The organism is Streptomyces sp. NPDC046977, assembly GCF_040644455.1.
Classification (GTDB): Bacteria; Actinomycetota; Actinomycetes; order Streptomycetales; family Streptomycetaceae; genus Actinacidiphila.
The window spans coordinates 1-23006 of the sequence record NZ_JBEYWO010000060.1 but is presented as its reverse complement, the minus strand read 5'-3'; the positions used below and the strand labels follow the sequence as shown (position 1 = coordinate 23006).

The 23006-nt window shown below is 68.6% G+C and carries 24 protein-coding genes and 1 pseudogene; 8 read left to right on the top strand and 17 right to left on the bottom strand.

From position 1 onward, the window contains the following. Nucleotides 1-242: 242 nt before the first annotated feature. The 10 genes from nrfD to ABZ883_RS41790 form a co-directional block, all read right to left on the bottom strand. On the bottom strand, nt 243-1313 hold the full coding sequence (gene nrfD, locus ABZ883_RS41835; RefSeq protein WP_360917169.1) for an NrfD/PsrC family molybdoenzyme membrane anchor subunit: 1071 nt from the start codon (nt 1311-1313) through the stop codon (nt 243-245). After that, nucleotides 1313-2299, bottom strand: coding sequence for a 4Fe-4S dicluster domain-containing protein (locus ABZ883_RS41830; protein ID WP_360917166.1), 987 nt, complete (start codon nt 2297-2299; stop codon nt 1313-1315). Before ABZ883_RS41830 ends, nrfD begins: the two co-directional genes overlap by 1 nt. Then, nucleotides 2296-5559 (bottom strand): formate dehydrogenase, encoded by a 3264-nt coding sequence (gene fdh / locus ABZ883_RS41825; protein WP_360917163.1) that lies wholly within the window; start codon nt 5557-5559, stop codon nt 2296-2298. The genes ABZ883_RS41830 and fdh overlap by 4 nt, the downstream gene beginning before the upstream one ends. A gap of 156 nt (nt 5560-5715) precedes the next feature. Next, nucleotides 5716-6108: an STAS domain-containing protein gene (locus ABZ883_RS41820; protein WP_360917160.1), complete on the bottom strand. Its 393-nt coding sequence runs from the start codon at nt 6106-6108 to the stop codon at nt 5716-5718. A gap of 206 nt (nt 6109-6314) precedes the next feature. Further along, nucleotides 6315-6998, bottom strand: a complete 684-nt coding sequence (locus tag ABZ883_RS41815; protein WP_360917156.1) for a DUF6766 family protein — start codon at nt 6996-6998, stop codon at nt 6315-6317. Between the two features lie 83 nt (nt 6999-7081). Continuing rightward, nucleotides 7082-7459 carry a hypothetical protein gene (locus tag ABZ883_RS41810; protein WP_360917153.1) on the bottom strand — a complete coding sequence of 126 codons (378 nt, stop codon included), beginning with the start codon at nt 7457-7459 and terminating at the stop codon, nt 7082-7084. Nucleotides 7460-7650: 191 nt separating this feature from the next. Continuing rightward, a complete protein-coding gene (locus tag ABZ883_RS41805; RefSeq protein WP_360917172.1) occupies nt 7651-8745 on the bottom strand; it encodes a glutamate--cysteine ligase in 1095 nt (364 codons plus the stop codon). Beyond that, nucleotides 8745-8969, bottom strand: coding sequence for a DUF5133 domain-containing protein (locus ABZ883_RS41800; protein WP_360917150.1), 225 nt, complete (start codon nt 8967-8969; stop codon nt 8745-8747). The genes ABZ883_RS41805 and ABZ883_RS41800 overlap by 1 nt, the downstream gene beginning before the upstream one ends. 221 nt (nt 8970-9190) lie before the next feature. Beyond that, on the bottom strand, nt 9191-9418 hold the full coding sequence (locus ABZ883_RS41795) for a hypothetical protein (RefSeq protein ID WP_360917147.1): 228 nt from the start codon (nt 9416-9418) through the stop codon (nt 9191-9193). Between the two features lie 112 nt (nt 9419-9530). Continuing rightward, nucleotides 9531-10136, bottom strand: coding sequence for an NAD(P)H-dependent oxidoreductase (locus ABZ883_RS41790; protein ID WP_360917144.1), 606 nt, complete (start codon nt 10134-10136; stop codon nt 9531-9533). A gap of 193 nt (nt 10137-10329) precedes the next feature. Here ABZ883_RS41790 and ABZ883_RS41785 point away from each other — a divergent pair. The 3 genes and pseudogenes from ABZ883_RS41785 to ABZ883_RS41775 all read left to right on the top strand — a co-directional run. Further along, nucleotides 10330-10794 (top strand): annotated as a pseudogene (locus ABZ883_RS41785) (DUF6328 family protein); the annotation flags it as partial. A 331-nt stretch (nt 10795-11125) separates the two neighbouring features. Next, nucleotides 11126-12310, top strand: a complete 1185-nt coding sequence (locus ABZ883_RS41780) for an amidohydrolase (RefSeq protein ID WP_360917141.1) — start codon at nt 11126-11128, stop codon at nt 12308-12310. Nucleotides 12311-12383: 73 nt separating this feature from the next. Next, on the top strand, nt 12384-12941 hold the full coding sequence (locus tag ABZ883_RS41775) for a hemerythrin domain-containing protein (protein WP_360917138.1): 558 nt from the start codon (nt 12384-12386) through the stop codon (nt 12939-12941). A 285-nt stretch (nt 12942-13226) separates the two neighbouring features. Here the strand turns inward: ABZ883_RS41775 and ABZ883_RS41770 are convergent, their stop codons facing one another. Both ABZ883_RS41770 and ABZ883_RS41765 read right to left on the bottom strand, forming a co-directional pair. Next, nucleotides 13227-13460, bottom strand: coding sequence for a hypothetical protein (locus ABZ883_RS41770; protein ID WP_360917135.1), 234 nt, complete (start codon nt 13458-13460; stop codon nt 13227-13229). Nucleotides 13461-13582: 122 nt separating this feature from the next. After that, the gene (locus ABZ883_RS41765; protein ID WP_360917132.1) at nt 13583-13807 is read right to left on the bottom strand and encodes a hypothetical protein; all 225 of its coding nucleotides are present in this window, start codon (nt 13805-13807) and stop codon (nt 13583-13585) included. Nucleotides 13808-14304: 497 nt separating this feature from the next. On the opposite strand from ABZ883_RS41765, the gene ABZ883_RS41760 reads away from it, so the two are divergent. Together ABZ883_RS41760 and ABZ883_RS41755 are read left to right on the top strand one after the other, a co-directional pair. Beyond that, nucleotides 14305-15075: a histone protein gene (locus ABZ883_RS41760; protein ID WP_360917129.1), complete on the top strand. Its 771-nt coding sequence runs from the start codon at nt 14305-14307 to the stop codon at nt 15073-15075. A gap of 4 nt (nt 15076-15079) precedes the next feature. Further along, a complete protein-coding gene (locus ABZ883_RS41755; RefSeq protein ID WP_360917126.1) occupies nt 15080-16090 on the top strand; it encodes an SRPBCC family protein in 1011 nt (336 codons plus the stop codon). Nucleotides 16091-16123: 33 nt separating this feature from the next. Here ABZ883_RS41755 and ABZ883_RS41750 read toward each other — a convergent pair whose 3' ends face one another. Both ABZ883_RS41750 and ABZ883_RS41745 read right to left on the bottom strand, forming a co-directional pair. Further along, a complete protein-coding gene (locus ABZ883_RS41750; RefSeq protein ID WP_360917122.1) occupies nt 16124-16654 on the bottom strand; it encodes a TspO/MBR family protein in 531 nt (176 codons plus the stop codon). Between the two features lie 308 nt (nt 16655-16962). Then, the gene (locus tag ABZ883_RS41745; RefSeq protein ID WP_360917119.1) at nt 16963-17343 is read right to left on the bottom strand and encodes a hypothetical protein; all 381 of its coding nucleotides are present in this window, start codon (nt 17341-17343) and stop codon (nt 16963-16965) included. 243 nt (nt 17344-17586) lie between these two features. On the opposite strand from ABZ883_RS41745, the gene ABZ883_RS41740 reads away from it, so the two are divergent. Continuing rightward, the gene (locus tag ABZ883_RS41740; protein WP_360917116.1) at nt 17587-18204 is read left to right on the top strand and encodes a hypothetical protein; all 618 of its coding nucleotides are present in this window, start codon (nt 17587-17589) and stop codon (nt 18202-18204) included. Between the two features lie 207 nt (nt 18205-18411). Further along, nucleotides 18412-18579, top strand: coding sequence for a hydrophobic protein (locus ABZ883_RS41735; protein ID WP_319660878.1), 168 nt, complete (start codon nt 18412-18414; stop codon nt 18577-18579). A 290-nt stretch (nt 18580-18869) separates the two neighbouring features. On the opposite strand, the gene ABZ883_RS41730 is transcribed toward ABZ883_RS41735, so the two are convergent. From ABZ883_RS41730 to ABZ883_RS41720, 3 genes are all read right to left on the bottom strand, one after another. Beyond that, a complete protein-coding gene (locus ABZ883_RS41730) occupies nt 18870-19196 on the bottom strand; it encodes a plasmid stabilization protein (protein ID WP_360917111.1) in 327 nt (108 codons plus the stop codon). Between the two features lie 149 nt (nt 19197-19345). Beyond that, nucleotides 19346-20968 (bottom strand): NAD(P)/FAD-dependent oxidoreductase, encoded by a 1623-nt coding sequence (locus ABZ883_RS41725; RefSeq protein ID WP_360917108.1) that lies wholly within the window; start codon nt 20966-20968, stop codon nt 19346-19348. 15 nt (nt 20969-20983) lie between these two features. Continuing rightward, entirely contained in the window at nt 20984-21439 is a 456-nt protein-coding gene (locus ABZ883_RS41720; RefSeq protein WP_360917105.1) for an SRPBCC family protein, read from the bottom strand. Between the two features lie 541 nt (nt 21440-21980). Here ABZ883_RS41720 and ABZ883_RS41715 point away from each other — a divergent pair. After that, nucleotides 21981-22760, top strand: coding sequence for a hypothetical protein (locus ABZ883_RS41715; RefSeq protein ID WP_360917102.1), 780 nt, complete (start codon nt 21981-21983; stop codon nt 22758-22760). The last annotated feature ends 246 nt before the right edge of the window (nt 22761-23006 follow it).

Sequence of the window (23006 nt, the reverse complement as noted above, 5' to 3'; positions counted from 1 at the left end):
CAGCCCGCCACCCTGCGCGTACCTCATGACCGTGGTGTACCGCGACGATCACAACCTGTCAGCACCCCACGACATCACGCATTACAAGTCAGTAGGGGCATTCGCGGGCCCTGGTGCCGGCTTCCGTCCAGGCTCTGCCGCAGGTCCGCCTCGTTCGGCGCGAGCGGTCGTCGAGTTGCGGCGCGCGGCCCTGGCGTGGACCGCCCAGGCCGTGCCCGTTGCGCTGTCGTGCTGGTGGCGTGTCACCTCGTTCCGGCGTCGGCCTGCTCCAGTTGCGGTACGACCGTGTACTTCGGGTTGTCGGCCGAGGCTGCTCCGGCATGGAAGACACCGAACCGTGTGCAGGCGGATGCCGCCAGCAGTGCTGCCCCGCTGAGGACGGCGGCCTTTCGGCTGCGGCGGGCAAAGAGGGCGGCACCGGCCGCGCCGGCGAGGGACAGGGCCTGGGCGGCGCGCATGAGCCGGCCACTGCGGCCCGTCCGGTAGGGCTCGGCAATTATGTCGAGTCGGTGTTCCATGACCTTGACGGCGGCGGTTTCCAGGGCGGTGCCGAACAGCGCAGCCCCGATGGCGGGGCCGTTCTCCGCCACGGGTGCGGTGATCAGGGCCATGCCGGAGGCCGCGATCGTGGCCGAGCCGGTGAACACGAAGGGCATCTCACGGTAGCCGTCGTGCCAGGCGGGCACGGCGGTGTTGGTGGCGAGCACCGCGGTGTACGCGGCGACTGCGGGACCCAGCAGCGCGGTCGCGGCGGTGGCGGACCGGGCGACCCGGGGCATCCGGCCAGTCAGGTCCAGTGCCGCTGCGGCACCGGCAGCCGGGGCGTAGACGGACAGCAGCCACGAGCCGACGCTCATCGGCGACGTGGGACGGAAGACCCGCAACATGTGGTAGAACCGCTCGGGCCGCCCCAGGTCGTGGACGAGTGCGATGCCCGATCCGCTGATCGCGGCGATCGAGGAGACCTTCAGGGCGCGCGCCATGACCGGGCGGCCGGTCAGTTCCGCTCCGGCCGCCAGGACCGATCCGGCTCCGGCCAACCCGCCGAGGAAGAAGTAGCCCGCGATGTCCAGCGGGGCCCACGTGGGCGCCTTGATGATCGGCCGACCGTAATAGGAGGTGAACTCCGCGTCGGGGACCATGAGCTGTTCGCCCTTGCGCCCCCGTCGCCTGCCGCGCCGCCGCGGGGCACCGGCCGCCGCCTGAGACGCCGTGTATTTCTCCGGATCCGCGCCCACGGCCTGGCCGATCCTTGCCTCGCGTCCCGGTCGCTCGCCGTGGAGGCCGTCCTTGCCGACGTCGGAACTGCTCATCAGCGTTCCTTTCGCGCTGCGCCGCACGCGGCGAAGACGGCGGCAAGTCCGCCGAGGACGGTGGCGGCGGCCACCCCCGCATGGCGCCACATCGAGGGCAGGTCCCGCGTGGTGACGACCGGCGCCGGCGGAAGGCCGTAGACCTCTGGCCGGTCGAGGAGCAGGAAGAAAGCGCCGTTGCCGCCGACGCCGTCGTCGGGGCTGTCGCCGTACAAGCGGGCGTCGGTGACTCCGCCGGCGTGCAGATGCTCCACGCGAGCGGCTGCCCGCTCCCGCAGTTCGTTCAAGGGTCCGAACTGGATGGAGTCCGTGGGGCAGGCCTTGGCGCAGGCCGGTTCCTGGCCCGCGCCCAGCCGGTCGTAGCACATCGTGCACTTGAACACCCGGCCGTCGTCCTTGCGCTGGTCGATGACGCCGTAGGGGCAGGCGGGGACGCAGTAGCCGCAGCCGTTGCAGACGTCCTCCTGCACCACCACGGTGCCGAACTCGGTGCGGAACAAGGCGCCGGTCGGGCAGACGTCCAGGCAGGCCGCGTGGGTGCAGTGCTTGCACACGTCGGAGGACATCAGCCAGCGCAGTTCGGTGCGGCCGTCGGGCGAGGGCGGGCCAGGGGTGGTGGGGGTGACCGCCGCGTCCGGGGCCGGCGTGCCCGAGCCCTGCGACGCGAGGGCGAGCACGTCGAGATCGCTGTGGTCGACGCCGGACTGCGCGTGGCCGAGCGGCTTGCTCTGCTCGATGAAGGCGACATGCCGCCAGGTGTCCGCGCCAAGGCCCTGGGTGTTGTCGTAGGACATGCCGGTGAATTCGAGTCCGTCCTCCGGGATCGCGTTCCATTCCTTGCAGGCGACTTCGCACGCCTTGCAGCCGATGCAGACCGAGGTGTCGGTGAAGAAGCCCACCCGTTCGGGGTGGTCGGCGCCGTGGCCGGCGTCCCGGGCGGGGTCCGGTTCGGCGCCCGCGAGCAGATTGCGGCCGATGATCGTCATCCTGTGACTTCCGTTCCGGTGTGCTCGGTGATGCCGGCCCGCTGCGTGTACTCGGTGAGCAGGTCGAGCAGTGCGGGGCCGCGCGGGCGGCGACCGGGCCGGATGTCCGCGGTCAGCGCCTTGACCTCCTGGATGTGGACGTTCGGATCGAGGGCGATGGCGGACAGTTCGTTGGCCGCGTCGCCGGTGCTGTAGCCGTTGGGCCCCCAGTGGTAGGGCAGCCCGATCTGGTGGACGGTGCGCCCGCCGGCGCGCAGCGGCGTCATCCGCTCGGTGACCAGCACGCGTGCCTCGATGACGCCGCGGGCGGTGACCAGCGTGGCCCAGCCTGCGTGCTCCAGACCGCGCTCTGTCGCCAGTTCCGGCGAGACCTCGCAGAACATCTCCGGCTGCAGCTCGGCCAGGTACGGCGACCAGCGGGTCATGCCGCCCGCCGTGAAGTGCTCGGTCAGCCGGTACGTCGTCACCACGTACGGGAAGACGTCCGCGCCGGATTCGTCACCGCTGGGGTGGAAGCGGTTGCGCTCGCGGGAGGCGATCTGCCGGACGGGACTGCGCTGCTGCTTACGGTAGAGGGGGTTGGCCACTGGTGAGTCCTGCGGCTCATAGTGGGTCGGCAGGGGACCGTCCACCAGGCCAGCGGGTGCGTAGAGCCAGCCCTTGCCGTCGGCCTGCATGATGAACGGGTCGCTGCCGCTGAGCGCGTCGGGCCCCGTGGCACCCTCCGGCGGACGGTAGGACGGCGGACGGTCGGGGACGAAGTCCGGTACGTCGTGGCCGGCCCAGTGCTGCTGTGCGGCGTCCCACCAGATGAGCGCTTTGCGGTCGCTCCACGGGTTGCCGTCCGGGTCGGCGGAACAGCGGTTGTACAGGATGCGGCGGTTGGCGGGCCAGGCCCACGCCCACTCCAGGGCCATCCAGTCCTGCTCGGTGTGGGGCTTGCGGCGGGCCGCCTGGTTGACGCCGTCGGCGTACACCCCGCAGTAGATCCAGCAGCCGCAGGAGGTCGAGCCGTCGTCCTTGAGCTGGGTGTAGGCGCTGAGCGGTTCGCCGGACGCGTCACGTCCGTTGATCTCCGCGAGGACCGCCTCCGCGTCGGGCTCGTCGAGCGGTCCTTCGGTGGGGTAGTCCCAGGCCAGGTCCTGCACGGGGCGGTCCATCGGGTCGGTGGAGTCCGCGAGGCGCTGCTTGATGCGCTTCCCCAGGTGGTACATGAACCATAGGTCGCTGCGGGCCTCGCCGTCCGGTTCCTTGGCGGCGAAGTGCCATTGCAGCATGCGGTTGGTGTTGGTGAACGAGCCGGCCTTCTCGACGTGCGCGGCGGCGGGGAAGAAGAACACCTCGGTGGCGATGTCCTCGGTCCGCAGCTCGCCTGTCTCGATCTCCGGGCCGTCCTTCCACCAGGTCGCCGACTCGATGAGAGAGAAGTCCCGGACCACCAGCCAGTCCAGCTCGGCCATGCCGAGGCGCTGCATCTTGGCGTTGGCGGATCCGACCGCGGGGTTCTCGCCCATCAGGAAGTAGCCCTTGCACGTGCCGTCGAGCTGGGCCTGGACGGTGTCGTAGGTGCTGTGCGAGCCGGTGATCCTCGGGAGGTGGTCGAAGCAGAAGTCGTTGTCCACGGTGGCGGCTTCGCCGTAGTACGCCTTGAGCAGGCTGACCATGTAGGACCGCATGTTGCCCCAGAAGCCCTTGTCGGCCTTGGTCGCGTCGACGAAGGCGTCCAGGTCCTCGTGGGCGTGGGCGTGCGGCATGGGCAGGTAGCCGGGCAGCAGGTTGAACAGGGTGGGGATGTCGCTGGAGCCCTGGATGCTGGCGTGGCCGCGCAGTGCCTGGATCCCGCCTCCGGGGCGGCCCATGTTACCCAGCAGCAGCTGCAGGATGCACGCGGTACGGATGTACTGGGCGCCGACGGTGTGCTGGGTCCAGCCCACCGCGTAGACGAATTCGCTCGTGCGGTCGCGGCCGGAGTTGTCGATCAGCGCCTGACAGACCTTTAGGAACGTGTCCCGGGGGATGCCGCAGACGTCCTCGACCATCTCCGGGGTGTAGCGGGCGTAGTGCCGTTTGAGGACCTGGTACACGCAGCGCGGGTGCTGCAGGGTCGGATCGCGCCGCGCGTCACCGGAGACCGGCGCGCCCCCCGACCCGTGGGATTCGGCGTGCCCGGAGGCAGCGATCGACGCTCCGCCGCCGGTGCGCTCCTCGTAGAGGTCGTCGCGTTCCCCGGCGACTCCCTGCACCTCGCTGCCGTCGTACTGCCAGCTCTCCACGTCGTAGTGGCCGGTCTCCTCGTTCAGGCCGGAGAACACGCCGTCGAGGTCTTCGGTGTCCTGGAAGTCCTCCCGCACGAGCGTGGCGGCATTGGTGTACGCCAGGACGTACTCGCGGAAGTCGGCCTCGTTCTGCAGGACGTGGTTGATGATGCCGCCGAGGAACGCGATGTCGGAACCGGCCCGGATGGGCACGTGCAGGTCGGCCAGCGCGCTGGTGCGGGTGAACCTCGGGTCGACGTGGATGACCTTGGCCCCGCGGGCCTTGGCCTCCATCACCCACTGGAAGCCGACCGGATGCGCCTCGGCGAAGTTGGAGCCCTCGATGACGATGCAGTCGGAGTTCTGCAGATCCTGCAGGAAGGTTGTGGCGCCGCCGCGTCCGAAGGACGTGCCCAGACCCGCGACGGTCGAGCTGTGGCACACCCGGGCCTGGTTCTCGACCTGCACGATGCCGAGCCCGGTGAGGAGCTTTTTGATCAGGTAGTTCTCCTCGTTGTCGAGTGTGGCGCCGCCCAGGCTCGCGATGCCCATGGTCCGGTTCACGCGGATGCCCTCGTGCTCCCACTGCCATGTCTCACGACGGCTCCGGATCACACGGTCCACGACCATTTCCATCGCGGTGTCCAGATCGAGCGGTTCCCATTCGGTGGCGTGCGGCCGCCGGTACAGGACCTCGTGGCGCCTGGCGTCCCCGGTCGTGAGCTGCAGGGTCGCCGCACCCTTGGGGCACAGGCGCCCGCGGCTGACCGGCGAGTCCGGATCGCCCTCGATCTGCACGATCTTGTCGTCCTTCACGTACACGTTCTGCGCGCAGCCCACCGCGCAGTACGGGCAGACGGACTTCACGACCTTGTCCGCGGTCTCCGTCCGGGGTCGCAGGCCACGGCTCCGGCGCGACGTGGCAGCTGCCCCCCGCCCGGTGGGATCCTCGCCGGTGAGCTGCCGGTAGACCGGCCAGTCCTGAATCCACGTGCGCACGCTCATGGAACGGTCCTTTCACCGCGCGAGGAAGCCGCGAAGCGGCCACTGCGCTCGGCTTCCCGCACGCCGGTGTCCTACACCTGTTCCTTGAGCGGTGCGGCAGCTGGCGTGAGTCGCCCGCCGGGGTACACGCAGGCAAGGCGGCTGCTCTGAAGGCTGTCAGGCGTTACGGGCCGCGGATGCGGATGCGGAGGCGGAGGCGGAGGCGGAGGAAAGGACGCGAAACAGTCCGCGAGCGCCGGTCAGGTCCAGCACCCGTTCTGCCTGGGGCCGCAGACCGCAGAGTTCGAGGTCGCCGCCCTCCGCTTCGGCGCGCAGTCGAAGGCTCAGCAGCATGTTGAGGAAGGCGGAGCCGGCGAACGTCACGCCAGAAAGGTCCACACAGAGCGTCCTGCCGTGGAGCGCCAGGGCATCAGACACGCGCGTCACGTCAGGACACGTGTCAAAGTCCAGTTCGCCGGTCAGCTTGATGGTCGTCCGCGGGCCTACTTCGCTGACAGTCATGCCAATGCGTCGCACGGAAGAGCCGCCGTTCGGGTCAGAGCCCGTCACGGCCGACTCCCCCTGCGGGAAGTAGTCCGCGACACGGGCGGCGCCTCGCCGCCCACAGTCGAGCGAGACCACCCGCACCTTCCAGCGACCACGAAGCGTGACCATTCGGTAGCACGGGGTCTCTCACCAAGCCAGGCTGGTCTTCGTAGCGTGACACTGTGAGACCCAGTGCGCCAGCCCCCCTGATGTCTGGGTCACGGGAGGCGTCAGCCTTCGACGCCAGTTGCGGAGTGGGCGGCGCCGACTGGTTTGGACTCGGGGGAACCGCGTTGACGCAGGTAGACCGAGAAGACGGCCATGGAAGCGATGGCCAGAAGCTCGGACTGCCAGTTCTGAAGGGTGCGATTCCAGAAGTCAGCCGTGGACACATAGCCTGCCCAGGACACGGGCGCTTGGAGTTGGCGCAAATGCTGCTCGTTGAAGGCAGCCACACCACTGATGGACTGGGCGAACCAGCACAGCAGGAAAATCGTTGCCATGGTCAGCCCCAGCGAACGCGCGTACAGCGCTTGACGGACTCCCGGCATGCGCGCCCACCGGGGGGAGTCCGGGCCGGCGTGGGGTCCCACCAGCTGGTCTCTGTCGGACCCCGGTCCGGCCTTGGTCAGGCCCTTCGACTCAGGCGAGCCGCGCTGGAGTAGCCAGACCGTGGCGTAGATGTACAGAAAGAATTGCAGGTACTCCGACTGCCAGTTCTCCGTGACGTCGACAGCGAAGTCAGAGGTCGTCAAGTACGAGGCGAAACTGATGGATTGCAGGTCTTCGGCCAGGAGCTGATTGTTGAACTCCGCATGGCCGGAGATCGCCTGCCCGGCGAGGGCCAGCAGGAACGCCGATCCGAACGCGAGGCCAAGGCCGTTCTCCCGGGCGAAGCGTCGCACGGCAGTCACCGGTGCAGCACCCCCAACGTGGTGAAGTAGACAAGGCCCACAGCGATCACCAGCAGGTACGTGAGGAACATCGTTCGCATCGTCTACCCGCCCTTGATCTCGCAGTCGTAGGGCCGCTCGGGGCGGGCGGAGCATCCCGCGGCGGTGACCTTCCACCCGGAGGAGAACCGTGACAGGAAGACCGTGTCCGACGCGAACACCACCCGGGCCTGCTGCCCAAACACATCGACGGCCCGCACGCCAGTTGCAGAGGTCAGATCCTGGGCACTCAGTCCCCGTACGCATCCGGCCTTCGCGGACTGCTCCAGATTCAGCCGGGTAGCGGGCGCAAGCGCGGCACACGCCGCGTTGCTGTCACCCGTTCGCAGGGCGTCCTCGAAGGCCGCGGCCGCTGCGGTCGCCGCGACTTTACGGTCGGCCAGTGCGCCGCATCCGCTGAGTCCCGCGACGACCCCTGCCACTACGGCGCCTTTGGCCAATCGCCATGCGCGGACCGACGTGCATTCCCTCACGGAATACTTCCTGCCCTGTCCCCACAGGTTTTCTGCGCGCCCAGTCGGCTGAGATGTCTCCGTTCGACTGATACCCCGAGGCGCTGCGTCCAGGATGGGCCGCGGCAGCCAGGCGCTCCAGAGCGGCCCGCAACCAGCGGTCATCCTGCCTGGGTGCGGCGCGCGCATGCGGCGACCATGTCCCGCAAGCTTCCGACTTCTGCCAACAGCTCCCGCTGGATGTACGCACCGGTCCCGGTGTGCAACAGCTGAGCAAGGGCTTCCTGGGCCGGGATGAGGTCGCCGTTCTCCTCCAAGGCCTCCCGGACGTGCTCGAACAGAGCCCGTACGACCGACTCCGCAGGAGCGGGTCTCATGGTCGCGGGATGGACGAGCTGCCCGTACAAGCCTTCCCGTCCCGCCCGCCATGCGGACAGCCGCAGCAGCCCCACGCCAGGGTCGGGAGCCGGTTCGCCCGCTCGCCACTGGCGAGCGGCTGTCTCGGCAAGTGCCCGAACCAACGTGGCCATCAGAGCGGTGGCAGCCGGATCAAGGCAGACGTCGGCGACCCTGATCTCCACAGTGGGGTAGGTACGGGACAGCCGGGCATCGAAGTAGATCATGCCCTCGTCCCGCAAGGCGCCGGTTGCAACCATGGCATCGACCAGGCGGTGATATTGGGCTGCGGAACCGAAGATTTCCACCGGGCCGGCTGACGGCCACCGCCCCCAGACCCGGCTCCGGTAACTCGCGTACCCGCTGTCCTTCCCTTGCCAAAACGGCGAATTGGCGCTCATGGCGAGAAGAACCGGTAGCCACGGACGGATCCGGTCCAGGATTGCCACACCCTCCTCGTCCGACTCCACCGACACATGGACGTGGCAGCCGCAGGTCAGCTGCTCATCCGTGGTGAGGCCGTACTGCTCCCGCATCCACTCGTACCGCTTTCCGGTGCTCAAGGTCGGGTGCACCGGGAGGGGTGAGGTCGCCAACGCGGCCACCGTGGCCCCCATCTTTTCGGCGTGCCGAGCCGCCTCGGCGCGCCACCGCACAATCTCCGCCGCCACATCCTGCATGCGGGTCTGCGGGCGCGTAGCGAACTCCAATTGCTGACGCTGCAACTCCGCTTCGAACACCTCGCCCGTACCGGTGGGATCGCGGCGGGCAGAGGCCAGCACAGCCGACGACAATGCGCGCGGTTCGCACGATTCGGCGTCCAGCAGGAGAAGCTCCTCCTCCACTCCGACAGTGCGGATCATGCACATGCCACCACGGAGTCATCCTGCGGCCGGGCTCCGGGCAGCCGCAGGCGTGCGGCAATCACCGCGGCATCGATATCGCTGGTGCCTGTTGCCACGCACAGCGTGTAGGACACGTCCTCCAGCCGCCGCCGCACCTCGGGGGCTGCTGCATCGAGGAGGCGGAGCGTCTCGTAACGGTCGAGGAGATCGTCCAGAACGGCGGGGTGGGCCATCAGCATGATTACTGCTCCTTCTGACACGCCGCGGATCAGCCTGTTTCACCGCCGACTACCCGCCTTCCCGACCTCACTCTCGGGCCGCCCGAACTCCCGGAGGACCGGCGATTCACCTCGACCTGTCAGCTGCCGGTTCGGCCCCTCACCGTTTGCCCTCCTTGTGAGGCCGACGCGATCCCTTTCAAGGCCGTACGAAGGAGTCAGCATCCGCGCTGCCGAAACGCCTACTTCCGGAGCCGGGCCATGACGCGGGCTGCCGCCTTGTCGCTGGCATGCCCCTCGAGCGCCGCCCACTCTGCGACGTCGAGGGGCCACAAAGCGCTGCGGTATTTGATGATCACCTCGGCACCGTCCTGGCGCACCGTGTGATGCGAGTCGGCAGGCAGTTCGCCGACCTTGACCACAACAGCGGCTGACCGGGGGCTGCGGCATTTGAGACGTGTCTTGGGCATGGCCAATGCTCCTGCAGCGGGGATCGGCGGTTCCTCCACTGGATCCTAGCCGGGCACGCCCATGGCCACCCGTTCCACACGTACGGCGCATATCGGGCGCGTAGATCTGCGCTCAGCTCGGCGGGGCGCCCAGCGGGTTGGCGGCGAGTGCCTGCGCCATGCCGTGCAGATTGGCGGCCATCGCGCGAGCGGTTTCGTGGGACCACCCGTGACCGTGTTCGTCGTCGAGGTAGTCCCGGCCCGGGCCGGGGCCGAGGTGCCAGTAGGTCCACGCCTGGCCCGGGATTGTGTAGCCGATGTCGGCGAGCGCCCCGGAGATTTCGCTGATCACATGGTGGGCGCCGTCTTCGTTCCCGGTGACGACGACGCCGGCCACACGGTTGTACGCCACGGGCCGGCCGTCGTCTTCCGTCTCGGAGAGCATCGCGTCCATGCGTTCCAGAACCCGCTGGGCAACGGAAGACGGTCGGCCCAGCCACGTGGGTGAAGCCATGATCAGGATCTCGGCTTCCAAGAGCTTGGCGTGGATGCCGGGCCACGCGTCCCCTGCGCCTTGGTCGCTGCTGACACCAGGCTTGATGTTGAGGTCCACGGCTCGTTGGTGCTCGGTGTCGACGCCGTAAGCGGCAAGCTGCTCGGCGACGACCGCTGCCAGCGCATGCGTGTTCGACGGCTCCGGGGAAGCCTTCAGGGTGCAGTTGATCACGAGTGCCTTCATGCCGGTCGTCTACCTCAAGGCGCCGTGACCATCCCTTGACCGGTGTGCCCGCTCACCCGTCGCGGGACGAATCCGACCGGGCGCTCCATCGGACGGTAGCCGCGGGGTTCGGGGGTACACGCGACCGGGAGGGACGACATCGGTCGACCGGGGAGGACCGCATGGGCTCCGAAGGCACAACGCCCCCTCGGGGCAGGGGCGCGACGAGACCCGGGAGGAGCGCGCGGACCGGCAGTGGGGCGAGCTCATCCAGGAGGTGCGGGTCGCGCAGACGGGGGTGCAGATCCTCTTCGGCTTCCTGCTCACCGTCGTGTTCACCCCGCACTACCCGCGGCTCGGGGACACGGAGAAGGCGATCTACATCGTCACGGTCGTCCTGGGAGCCTGCGCGACGGGGGCGCTCATCGGCCCGGTGTCCTTCCACCGCCTGGTGTCGGGACGGCGCATCAAGCCCCAAGCCGTCCGCTGGGCCGCCCGGCTCACCTTCGCCGGGCTGGTCCTGCTCCTGGCCACCATGACCTCGGCCCTGCTGCTCGTGCTGCGGGTGGCCACCCACGACGCGTACGTTCCCTGGCTGGTGGCGGCGGTCCTGCTCTGGTACCTGCTGTGCTGGTTCATGCTCCCGCTCTGGGCCCGGATCCGGCTCGCCGAGGACTGAGGCCGGGTCTCACCCGGTACAGAGAGCTTCGCCCGTACGGCCTATCCGCACGGGCCGTGCCGGTGCCGATGGTCCGAGTGTGCATTCACGGCTCCGATGAACCAGAGCCGCACGGTGTGCCGCGGCCCCGAGGCCCATCCCCGGAAGGCAGGCCGGCACCCGTGCGGGAGCTCGCTGACGAAGGCCGCCCCCTACTGCTGCAGGTTCTCGACGAACTGTGCCTGCGAGGCCTGCTGGCGCTGGACACCCACCTCGCGGAGCGAGCGCCCACCCAGCGGGATCACGACGGCTGTTCTGGGTAGGGGCGGCTGTGAAGCCCCGGGAGGCCGTGGTGACGGATCCGCTCAACGAGGTGTACGACCTGCTCGGCCAGCAGATCAGGAAACGGGCTGGCACCCTCTGGGACGTCACCCTGGCGCTGCACCGATCGCCTGAACTCTCCTATGAGGAAGTGCGTGCCGCGCGACTGCTCACCGGTCACCTGCACGAGGCGGGGTTCGAGGTGGAGTGCGGCACGGCTGGTCTGGCCACGGCCTTCACCGCGCGGACAGGAAACGCGGAGCGTCCGTGTGTCGCGCTGCTGCTGGAGTACGACGCGCTGCCGGAACTCGGCCATGCCTGCGGTCACAACCTCATCGCCGCGGCCGGCCTCGGCGCGGCCCTTGCCGTGCGAGGCGTACTGCCGGACGTGCAGGGGATGTTGCTGGTCGTGGGCACGCCGGCGGAGGAGCGCGGTGGCGGCAAGGTCGTACTCACCGAGGCGGGCGTCTTCGAAGGCGTCGATGCCGCGCTGATGTTCCACCCCGGTGCCCACGACTGGCGGTGGGCCCCTCTGACGGCGTCGACCCAGGTCAGTGTCGCCTTCCATGGCAGGGCCGCGCATCCCACGGGCAACCCGACGGAAGGCATCGACGCGCTCGCCGCCCTGATCCAGTTCTTCAACACCCTGCCCGTGATCTCCAGACGGCTACCCCCCGGCTCGCACGTCCAGGGCATCGTGACGCAGGGCGGCCGGGCCACCAATGTCGTCCCTGATCACGCTGAAGGGCTTTTCGGCCTGCGGGGCGCGACGACGGCTGCGCGCGACGATCTCGCCCGCCAACTCGCTGTGTGCGCGAGTGGCGTTGCGGAGGCGACCGGTACGACGGTGGAAACGGCCAGGATCGATGGCGGGTACCGGCATTTCCGGGACAACGCCGTCCTGTCCGGCCGTTTTGCCAGCCATCTCGCCGGGTGTGGCCCGGAGCTCAGCGAACCGGTGCCGGGGGTCTGGCTCGGCTCTTCCGACATTGGTGACGTCAGTAACCGCGTCCCTGCCATCCACCCCTTTGTGGCCATCGTCGGGCCCGAGAGCTCGGATCACACAGCGCAGTTTGCCGACGCCGCGGCCGGTCCGCGGGGCCGCGCGGTGATGCTCGCGGCTGCCGAGGCTCTCGCGCGGACCGCCGTCGACGTACTACTCACGCCGGGGCTCGTGGACAAGGCGTGGGCCGTGCACGATCTGCCGGCCGAGTGATGCGTGCGTGCCTTCGACGAGATCGGGAAGCCGCCTTTGAGTAAGCGTTCGTCTGCCCGAGAAGGAGATCGTGATGGGACACGGCGGTAACGTCATCGCAGAGCTCACGGCGGACCACCAGGTCGAGGAATACTTCGCTCGCCTCCAGGCCCTTCCTGTCGGCGACAAGCAGCGCCGTGACGTGCTCGACGAACTGACCATCGAGCTCGTGCGGCATTCGGTCGCCGAGGAGATGTACCTGTACCCGGCGGTCCGCGAGCACGTCCCCGGCGGCGGGCCGCTGGCCGACAAGGAGATTGAGGAGCACGCCGAGGTCGAACGGGTCCTGAAGGACCTGGAGGACGTCGACGTGGACGACGTGCGGTTCGACGCTCTGGTGCTCAAGCTGGTCACCGACGTCACGGAGCACGTGCGCGAGGAGGAACAGCAGCTCTTCCCCAGCCTGGCCCAGGCCTGCACCCCCGAGCAGCTGATGGAACTGGGCGACCAGGTCCGCCGCGCCAAGAAGGTCGCGCCCACCCGGCCGCACCCGAGTGCACCGGACACCCCTCCGGGCAACAAGCTCCTGGCTCCCGGTACGGGTCTCGTCGACCGGGCCAGGGACTTCGTCACCGGACGCGGCAGGTCCTGACCGGCCTCGCAGCGGGACCGGCCGGCACCGCCGGCCCTGCTGCACTGCGCATCAGTGCGCCGTCACCCGCTTCGCCTCGTCACCACGGTGCCCAACACCAGCGGTTGCCAAGGTCATCCTCTGCGCACCCTGGCAGCTGACATGGTCGCCGACACCCGCGATCGGCGTCGCTGCCTGCTCACGCAGACGCCGAACGCAGCCGCATTTGAGCGTGCCGCTGCACCGTGCGCTGCAGTTCATCGGCGATCTTGGACGAGCACGCCCTGCTGATCGATGACACCGGGATCACCGGCGGCCCAGCGGGAAGCCGACGTCCTTGAGGACCTGGACCGCGTCCACGCTGACCTTGTACGCGCCGTCCTCGTTGCCGACAGCGCATTCCGCTGCGACTTTGCCGTGGGTCAGCGGGCGTCCCAGATCGTCGGGTGCGGGATGAACCGCACCAGGCTGTCGGCGTTCAGGACCCTGTCCCGGGTCGCCGGCCAGCGTCCCCCTCACCTCACCCAGGTCGACCGCCACCCAGGACGTGCGTTGTGATGGGCCACTCGCACCGACTCCCCGGTCACGCCCCGTGCGTTCAGCGCGGTCAACGTCTCGGCCAGCAGCTGTGAATGGATCGAGGTGGGGAGTCACGGGGCGTGTCAGCGGGTCTTACCGTCCGGGGTGCGGAGCTGCTGCAGTCGTGCGACGAGCAGCTGTATGACCGAGGTCCGGTCCCGGTGTTCGCGTTCGTACCGCAGCACCATCTGCGCGCCATCCTGGTCCAGTGTGCCGACCCGGCCTTCGACAGAGATCCGTGGCAAGTGCTTGTAGTCGGGTATCGGAAGCTCCTGGGTCACCGGAGCCGGAGTTATGTCATCAGGCATATCCACCGAAGTCACTCCTCAGCATCTCCAGTTCGGATTCCCGTCCAGCGCGGCGCAAAACAGCCCGAAGAGTCCCAGGACGCCAACTTGCCGGCTTTCCACGTGGCAGACAGCGGAGCTGCCGGTTGCCGGGAGCGGACGTCGGCGTCCGTCCAGCAGGTCCGGGGCGGGCCCGCACCGCGGTCCCGAGACGCGGCCCGCGATGCGCAGCCGGACACGCTACCGCTGCTCGAGCGGGTATGCCTCGACGTACGCGGGGGTGCCGCGGTCTTCCGGGGCGTGACCTCCCCCGCATCACGCTGTTCGCCCGTGGTGGGGGATTTCTTCCCGCATGCGGCTGCCGGGATCACCGCTCAGACTGGAAAGAGGCGGAGAGACGAGCACGTCAACGGCTGCTGCTTCATTCGCGCCCTCCACCTGCGAGGTAGACGACCCGCACACATGGGTGCCCCTCGCCAGCCGGAGCCCCTGCTCGGCAGCCCCTGAAGGGAAAAACGATGGCTGATGTACCCAAGGCCGCTCTGGCTGCCGCGGTTCTCGGCGGCTATGTCCTGGGGCGGACGAAGAAGGGGCGGGTCGCGTTCGCGATGGCGACCTACATGGCAGGTCGCCGCTTCGGGCTGCAACCGCAACAGCTGCTTGCGGAAGGGTTCAAGCGGGTGAGTGAGCTTCCCCAATTCGACGACCTCAACAAGCAGATCCGCGGTGAGGCCCTCAACGCTGGGCGCAGGGCGGTGAGCGCGGTGGCCGACCGCAAACTCGCCGATCTGGCCGACTCCTTGCATCAGCGCACCGAACGCATAGGCAGCAGGGGCCAAGAGGAGCCGCAGGACGAAGACGAAGAGCCCGAGGACGAGTACGAGTACGAGGAGGAGGAACCGGAGGACCAGGAGCGGGACAAAGAGGGGGAGGAGGCTGAGGACGAGTACGAAGAAGACGAGGAAGAACCTGAGGAGGAAGAGGAAGAGCCGGAGGACGAACACCAACAGGAAGAAGAGCCCGCCCGTCGCCGTCGCCGTTCTGCCAAGGCGCCGGCCGAGGAGCACGCTGCGGGTACCCAGCGTCGTCGCGGTCGGGAGCGTCGTCCTGAGAAGACCGCCGCCCGCAGGACACCAGCGAAGAAGTCGGCCCCCGCCAAGAAGGCGGCGCCCGCGAAAAAGACGTCGGCGGCGAGGAAGTCCTCGGTGTCGCCGGAGCGGACCACTGCGACGAAGAGCGGTGCCAAGAAGGCGACGGCGAAGAAGGCATCTCCAGGGCGGCGGAGGTAGACACATGGCCGGGACGGCACGTGACACCGGAAATGGGCAGGGCTCGGGACTGGATCAGCTGCGCGGCGCGCTGAAGGACTTCGTTGGAGCGCAGGCGGAAAACCTGGCGGGCAAAGCCGGCGACAAGCTGGGCGACCTCACCGACGGACTCTCGGGGGTGGCGGAGAACGGTGGCGTGCTCCCCAAGGCCGGTCTTCGGATGCTGCACGGGGACTCACCGGTCAAGGCTCTGGTCGGCGAGAAGGCGAAAAGTATGAAGGACAGTGTGGTCGGCAAGGTCAAAGAGACGTTCGGCGGCGGCGGCGGCAAGGGACGTAAGTCCGGCACCACCAAGGTCATGAACATCATCGAAGTGCAGGACGTGGGCATACCCATCCGCGACGCCTACGACCACTGGACCCAGTATGAGAAGTTCAGCAGCTTCACCAAGGGCGTGCGCAGCGTCTCGAAGGGTAAGGACGCCGACAGCGACTGGAAGGTCAAGGTCGGTCCCTCGACACGCGGTTGGAAGGCCACGCTCCAGGAGCAGATACCGGACGAACGTATCGTGTGGACCTCGGAGGGAGCCAAGGGCACCACGCGTGGCTGCGTCAGCTTCCATGAACTGACACCCACTCTGACCCGCATCGTCCTGGTCGTCGAGTACTACCCTTCCGGCTTCTTCGAGAAGACCGCCAACATCTGGCGCGCTCAAGGGCGGCGGCTGAGGCTGGATTTCAAGCACTTCCAACGCTACGTCACCTTGACCGACGAGGAGCCGGAAGCCTGGCGGGGTGAAATCCGTGACGGCGAAATCGTCCGCACACACGAGGAAGCCGTCGAGGAAGAGCAGCGGGAAGCAGGCGACGACGAAGACGAAGGCGCCGACGACTATGCCGATGATCAAGGCGTGGACGATGAGGAGGGAGATGAAGGCGAGACGAGTACTACGAGGGAGATGACGGCGAAGACGAGGAATACGAAGACGACGAGGAGAAGCAGGACTATCGGTGATAGTCGGTGCGAATCACCGTGATAAAGGGGTGCTCAAGCCTGACGCGTCCGCGCGTCAGAGACGACGGTCGTGTCGGACGATCGCGGCGCTGAGTGCGGTGGCGTACCAGCACCAAGCTGCATACGGCAGGAGGGCGGCAGTACCTCGCCGATCGCTGCGGGATGTGGTGCCGATGACATGGAGGTTGCTGACGTCCAGCAGCAGGGAGATGGCCAAGCCGGCGCGTGGGCTGCGGGCTGCGAAGAAGCTCCAGCTCCAGGCTGCGTTCAAAGTCAGGTTCACCGTCAGCGCGGTTAGCAGGTTCATGCGCTCTCGCTCGCTGGCATGGTTCCAGGTTCGTCCCGCTGACCATGCGATGGTCGCGTACAGCGGCGTCCAGACTGTTGGGAACACCCAGGACGGCGGTTGCCACTGCGGTTTCGGTAGTTCCCGGTACCAGGCGCTGTCCGTGTCAACGGCTACAGCGCCTGCTGCCGCAGCGGTGACTACCGCGACTGCTGCACCGACATAGGGCCGCCACTTGAGCCCTGCGCCGAAGCCGGGCATGAGTCGCGAAGAACCCCCGCGTTCACTGATGAGCCTCATGGTCACGGACCTTCTTGGTTGGCCCAACACCGCGGATGGCTGTGCGGAATCTGACAGGGGCCAGGCCTGACATGCGCTGCACAGTCGATTGATCAAACAACACACAAGATCGGCCTCGCCGCTGTCGGGCGTCGGCACGCACCCCTGGCGGCCAGCCTGTTCGGGTACACACCGAAGGAGTCCTAACCTGTGCCGTGTCCGCCCGGCTGGGATGCGACGGCATGGGCCATCGCTGGGCCCCCGGCTGGGCGGCCACGGCGCTGGCCGTCGCTACGAGACCCTGCCGCGCGCTGCCCGTGCGGGACGGACTACGGATTGCGCTCCCGGTGCTGGTCCTGCGGATCGACGCTGGTGTATTCCGAGGCGTCCTCGCTGCCGCTGGGGCGTGCAGAGCGGCCACGGCTCCCGGTGTCCTGGACGCCCTTCTTGCCGGACTTCCCGGCTCGCTCCTCACCGCTGCGGGAGACGTCCTTCACCGGTGTGCCTTCCAATGACTCCTCGACCTCCCTCTGGCTCGGATCTCGCGTTCCTCCGCCGGGTGCGTAGGTGTCCGGATGGAAGGAGCGGTGGGCGCTCGGATTCTCCTCCTGCCGTGTCGCATCCACGTCCGGAGACCATCCGTGCTGGTCATCGCCCTTGAACCGGCCGGGCTTCTCGCCGTGCGGCGGCTGACTCTTCTTCTTCGACATCCCGAATTCCTTCCCTCAGGAAGTTGTGAATACATTTGAACCCTATGTCGCATGTGTCGTTACCGCTCGCCCCTTGCGGGGCGTCAGACGAAGCGCAGCGGACCCAGGGCCTCACCCAGCGTTGCGGACGTTTTGTGAGCTCGTTCGTACCAGCCGCGATGGCGGCGGGAGCCGCGGTGGGTGACGGTGAGGAATGGCGGCCGGCTGCTGCCGCTTGATATCGCCGTCCAAGGAGCCGGGAACATGTCCGAACGCAATACCGTCCTGCGCAGCCTGCACGATGTGGGACTGGCCGCATGGTTCGGCGGCTCCCTCATGGGCGCGGTCGGGCTGAACGGCGCCGCCCGGACCGAAGGCGGCGGCGAGAGGGGAACCGCCCGGATTGCCGCTTCGGGCTGGGAGAAGTGGAGCCCGGTCAATGCCGCCGCGATCGGCTGCCACCTGATCGGCACCAGCGGCCTGCTCGCGGTGAATGCTCACCGGGTAGCGCTCCAGCAGGGCGTTGCCACCTCAACTCTGGCCAAGACGGTCCTCACGGGGGCCGCTCTGGCCGCCACCGCATACAGCGGCGTGCTGGGACGGAAGATCCGACTCGCCTCCTCCGACCGGCCGGAGGACGCGCAGAAGGCAGCGGGGCACCCCGTCGACATCGCTACCGCGCAGCGACACCTCGCGTGCATGCAGTGGCTGGTGCCAGCACTGACAGGCGGACTCGTGATCCTCAACGCCCTCCACGGAGAACAGCAACGCCCCGCACAGCAGGTACACGGCATGTGGCAGCGAGCCCGTTCCCTCGGCCAGTACGCCCCCTCACTGCCGACCCACGTGCCCGTCACCCCCCACTGGGCCCTGACGCACTGAGCACTCACCTGAGGGGTGCTATCCGCCTGCCCTGTTGCCCGTCAGCGGCTTCCGATGGCCGACCCCGCCGACGGTGCCGCACAACGCAGGTGAGGCTGGTCGATGCTGCCTGCTCCGTGCGGACCGCACACTTCCCAATCTGTCGGTCCGCGGGTCACGCGTAGTAACTGGTCTGCGGGGCAGACGCCGAGTCAGGAGGTTGATGAAATGGTTCCTTTGCTGCTTGTTCTGCTGCTCGCGCTGGTCTTGTTCGGCGCCGGATTCGCCCTCAAGGCCCTGTGGTGGATCGCGATCATCGTGCTGGTGGTGTGGGCGCTCGGTTTCGTTTTCCGGGCCGCCGAAGGCGGCGGACGCCGTCGTTGGTACCGATGGTGAGCTGACAGCACCTGCCATCAAGGGTGGGGTTCGCGCCGCAGAGAGGGCCGCGAGCCCCACCCTTGACGCTGCGCGTCCTCACGCCGGGTAGACGCACCCAAGGCGGCTCGCCGGCATCGCGTTCCGGAATCAGCGCGTACCTCCCCGGCGAGCCGCCGCAATCCCATGAGCTGTGCCGACTCGCGAGAAACACCAAACGTGCGCACGACGCCGTCCACCTCCTCAGCGGACGGCGCCTCTCGTACAACGCTGGGGGCATCAAGGGCAGACGGCCACGCCAAACGGCTGTGTCAGCTGCCGTCCAAGGCCCGCTGCAGCTCCGCCTTGTTCATGTGTGAGCGGCCGTCGACGTTGCGGCGCTTGGCCTCGGCGTAAAGCTGCTCGTAGGTCGGACCCTGCGAACCATGGCCCGAACGCTTGCCGCCGCGCTCACCGGAGGACATGTCGTGGGTCGAGCTACGGCTTGCGGTTTTGGACTCGCCGGAACGGGCGCGTTCCTTGTTGACGGTGCGGGCGGCGATCTCTTTGGCTCGCTTGTCGCTTTCACCGCGGTCCTTCGCACTGTCCTTGATGTGCTCATACTGCCGCTCGCGCTTGCGGTTCGATCCTGCGGGCATGGTGATTCACCTCGTTCGATCCGATGTGCCCTTGGCTCACGACTACCCAGGTCGTCCCGTCCTTCACGGGCTGGTGGATTTCGAGCCACGACGCCCGCACGTAGGTCCGTCGGCGGCGTAGCTGCCACTCCCGCACAGGCGCCTGCGTCTCAGGCGCGTTGCCCGAAGCGGTTACGGCGGGTCAGTGCACGCTGCGCACCGCTGAGGAGCCGGCTCGGCGACCGGGAGCGCAGCGCGGCGTGGGCAGCGTTGGCGCCCGGGGCCCCGTGGACGCCGCCGCCAGGGTGAGCGGCCGCGGAGGCCAGGAAGAGGCCGGCGATCGGAGTTTCCGGGCGTCCGGTGCCCGGAACGGGCCTGAACACCAGTTGCTGGTGCAGTGCGGCGGTACCGCCGTTGATCGCGCCGTGGTGCAGATTGGCGTCGGCCGCCTCGATGTCGGGCGGGGCCATGGCGCGACGGGCGCGGATCAGCGCCCGGAAGCCGGGGGCGTACCGCTCGATCTGTTCCTCGATGCGGTCGGCCATTCGCTCCCTATCGCCTCGCTGCCACGCACCGGTGATCCCTCCCTCTGCCGCGTCGCCGCGGATGTGGTGCGGGAGGTGGGTGTAGGCCCAGGCCGACTCCGTTCCGGACGGCGAACGGGTGCTGTCGGCGGTGGTCATCTGCCCGAACAGCAGGAACGGCCGCTCGGGCACCTGGCCCATGGCGACCTGGGCGGCGAACCGCGTCAGCCCGTCGACGCCCTCCGCGAGATGGACCGTGCCCGCCCGCCCCGCGGCTTCTGCGGACCAGGGCACGGGGCCGTCGAGAGCCCAGTCGACCTTGAAGGTCGCGAAGTCCCACTGGAACCGCCGCAGGTCCTCCCGGACGCGGCCGGGAAGGTCGGCCCGGTCCAGCAGGTGCTGGTAGAGCGCGGGAGCGGACACGTCGGCCAGGACCGCGCGAGCGGCGGCAACCACCTGGCCGTCCGCCAACCGGACGCCGACGGCCCGTCCCGACCGGACCACCACCGACGCGACGCGGGCCCCGCAGCGCACCGTCCCGCCGCCGCGCCGCAACCGGTCCACCAGGGCCGTGACCAGGCACTGCGCGCCGCCCACGGGGACCGGAAACCCGAACGCCTGCCCGAGCATCGCCATGAGCCAGCCGAATCCGCCGCTGCCCGCCGCCTCCGGCGCCAGGTCGGCGTGCAGAGCGTTGCCGGCCAGCAGCAGGGGCCCCAGGGCACCGCGGAACTCCTCGTCGCCCAGTCTGCGGACCGGAAGGATCATGGTGCGGGCCAGGCGGAGTCCCCCCGCGGCCCACAGCCGGGCGGCCAGGCGGAGCCCGGCCCGGACCGGTGGGAACGGGGTGAAGAGCGCGTCGAGGATGTCGTCACCGAGGCGGTCCCACAGGCCGCACAGCCGCAGCCAGGCCTCGCCGTCGCCGGGCGCGTCCGCCTCCAGCAGCGCGGCCGTGTCAGCGGGCTGCCGGTGGAGCATCGCGCAGCGGCCGTCCAGCAGCGGGTGCGCGACCACCGCCGGGGCGTGGCTCCAGCGCAGGCCCTCTCGTTCCAGCTCCAGCCGACGGATGACCGGTGAGGCGGCGGCCAGTGGATAGAACGAGCTGAACAGATCGTGGACGTATGCGGGGTGGACGGCACGGTCGGACCGGACCCCGCCGCCGGGTTCGTCCTGGGCCTCGAGGACCTCCACGGTCCACCCCGCGTCGGCCAGCAGGTTCGCCGCGACGAGACCGTTGGGGCCCGCGCCGATCACCACCGCGTCCGGCATGCGCTCACCTTCCGCTCATGGACGGGTCACGGTCCGCCCGGGGCCTTCCTCTACCAGGCTCGCCAGCCTGCTGAGCATGCTGCGGTGGCGCAGTTGCAGGAACGCGTCCAGCAGCGAGTTGTGCAACATGCCGCCCGGCCCGCGCAGCGGGTGCTCATCCACGATGACGAGTGTGTCCGCGGCCCAGGGCCGCAGTTCAATGGCGATGCGGGCACTGCCGAGCCAGCCGCTCATGGCTTCGAGTTCGAGCTGCCGCCCGGGCCGGCAGATCCGTACGACGGTGGTGCCCTTGAGCCTCAGCGGCCCGAGTTCCACGGTGTACCGGATGCTGGAGCCGATCTGAGGCCAGTCGCCGTCCCCCTGCTCGGAGCCCGACGGCCCGACAACCCACTCACCGTAGCGGTCGACGTCGGCCAGAACGGCCCACACCTTCTCAGGTGCGCCGGTCACCAACCGGTGCCTCACAGCCATGCAGCCTCCAGGTATCGGCCCGTTCGACGGTTGCTCTCAGAACGCCCGAATGTGAGCTGCCCCTCAACGCCACTATGGGCAGGTTCATCACATTTATCATCCGGAAGTCGTGCACGACGCGGCGTTGCCCTCTAGGCACGATCCTCGGATAGACGCAGGGGGACGGGTGCGGGCCTGTGACGGTGTCACGGCGGCCGCGTCCCGGGCCGTCATCAACGGCTCAGGGTCGAAAGAGGCGGTCGGGTCGTGCCGCAGCCGACGGGCATAGTCCGCCACGGCGGCCAGGGCGTCAGCGAGCACGTCACGATGTGCCCCCCACCGGCGGCCACCGCGACGCTCGGGGTCCGCCCAGGGCGAACGGCACGCCCCCGTCGGCATCGTTGCCGGTGGGAGGGACCTGCTGCAAGGGGCCCTCTAATGAGTGCCCCGACAGGCGCGGTGACTAAGTGACATATACGGTTACCGTGCGTATCCGCCGGAGTGCTATGCACCTGGCATGTGCCAAAGGCCGAAGGTCGGCCTCCCCGTGAAAGGAACATCAGTGAACGCTCGATTTGGTGTGCGCCGAGGCAAGGCGCGCGCGGTCATGGCCCTGGCCGCGATAGCGGCGTCGACAGTCTTGGGATCGACCTCGGCTGTCGCGGACGAGAGAGATCTCTTCGCGGACAACTGGGGCGTGATCACCCGTAACACGATCGGCTCCCCCGTCGCCATACTGCGGAACGGGCCGGTCGGCTCCTTCGGCGTACCGGCATCCGCCGCCCGGCCGCCCTACGGCACCGGCAGCCTGGGCATCGAGGTCGCGAACAACTCCACCTCGCTGACCCCGCCCAGCGAGAAGGTCGACTTCGGCAACGAGCGCGACTTCTACGGCAACCCGGTACTGGGCCTGACCAAGGTCGGCTTCCACGTCTTCCAGACCGGCGAGAACGTCGGCTACGGCGGCCCGACCAACATGCCGAACATCAGGTTCGAGATCGACCCGAACATGACCGCCGGCGACAACTACTCCACCATGGTCTGGACCCCGCCCGCCGTCACGACGGTGGACCGATGGAGCCCCTACCTGGACGCCACCACCACCGGCACCTGGTTCCTCACCGGCAACGAGACCTCCTGCACCCAGGCCACCCCCTGCACGTTCACCCAGCTGAAGGCCTCCTTCACCGGCGGCATCGCACCGCCGACCATCCTCACCGTCGCCGTCGGCAAGGGCCGCGACCACATGTGGATCGGCGCCGTCGACGGCCTCCGCATCAACCGCAACATCTACGACTTTGAAGCCGACGGCGTCAAAACCCGCCTCCAACTCTTCGGGTAAGCAGGCCGGCTGGGCTGGCGCCAAGCCAGCCCAGCACCGAGTCCTCACGCGTGACGCTGGCCACGGGTGCCGGTGCCGAAGCCTGTCCGGGGGGGGTGCCTCTATGTCGGGACTGTACAAAGAACGGCACCTCTCTGTGTCAAGCAGGGGTGATCAGAGAGGTATCCCAACGTGTTGGATCGGCACCGGAGATCGTGGTCTGCAGCCATGATGTCCGAGGCTGTGGCAGGGGTCGCTCAAGTTACA

Coding starts and splice junctions, on each gene's coding strand:
- nrfD (WP_360917169.1), bottom strand. CDS start 1,313: ATGAGCAGTTCCGACGTCGGCAAGGACGGCCTCCACGGCGAGCGACCG.
- ABZ883_RS41830 (WP_360917166.1), bottom strand. CDS start 2,299: ATGACGATCATCGGCCGCAATCTGCTCGCGGGCGCCGAACCGGACCCC.
- fdh (WP_360917163.1), bottom strand. CDS start 5,559: ATGAGCGTGCGCACGTGGATTCAGGACTGGCCGGTCTACCGGCAGCTC.
- ABZ883_RS41800 (WP_360917150.1), bottom strand. CDS start 8,969: ATGCTGATGGCCCACCCCGCCGTTCTGGACGATCTCCTCGACCGTTAC.
- ABZ883_RS41795 (WP_360917147.1), bottom strand. CDS start 9,418: ATGCCCAAGACACGTCTCAAATGCCGCAGCCCCCGGTCAGCCGCTGTT.
- ABZ883_RS41790 (WP_360917144.1), bottom strand. CDS start 10,136: ATGAAGGCACTCGTGATCAACTGCACCCTGAAGGCTTCCCCGGAGCCG.
- ABZ883_RS41775 (WP_360917138.1), top strand. CDS start 12,384: ATGGGACACGGCGGTAACGTCATCGCAGAGCTCACGGCGGACCACCAG.
- ABZ883_RS41765 (WP_360917132.1), bottom strand. CDS start 13,807: ATGCCTGATGACATAACTCCGGCTCCGGTGACCCAGGAGCTTCCGATA.
- ABZ883_RS41760 (WP_360917129.1), top strand. CDS start 14,305: ATGGCTGATGTACCCAAGGCCGCTCTGGCTGCCGCGGTTCTCGGCGGC.
- ABZ883_RS41755 (WP_360917126.1), top strand. CDS start 15,080: ATGGCCGGGACGGCACGTGACACCGGAAATGGGCAGGGCTCGGGACTG.
- ABZ883_RS41750 (WP_360917122.1), bottom strand. CDS start 16,654: ATGAGGCTCATCAGTGAACGCGGGGGTTCTTCGCGACTCATGCCCGGC.
- ABZ883_RS41745 (WP_360917119.1), bottom strand. CDS start 17,343: ATGTCGAAGAAGAAGAGTCAGCCGCCGCACGGCGAGAAGCCCGGCCGG.
- ABZ883_RS41740 (WP_360917116.1), top strand. CDS start 17,587: ATGTCCGAACGCAATACCGTCCTGCGCAGCCTGCACGATGTGGGACTG.
- ABZ883_RS41735 (WP_319660878.1), top strand. CDS start 18,412: ATGGTTCCTTTGCTGCTTGTTCTGCTGCTCGCGCTGGTCTTGTTCGGC.
- ABZ883_RS41730 (WP_360917111.1), bottom strand. CDS start 19,196: ATGCCCGCAGGATCGAACCGCAAGCGCGAGCGGCAGTATGAGCACATC.
- ABZ883_RS41725 (WP_360917108.1), bottom strand. CDS start 20,968: ATGCCGGACGCGGTGGTGATCGGCGCGGGCCCCAACGGTCTCGTCGCG.
- ABZ883_RS41720 (WP_360917105.1), bottom strand. CDS start 21,439: ATGGCTGTGAGGCACCGGTTGGTGACCGGCGCACCTGAGAAGGTGTGG.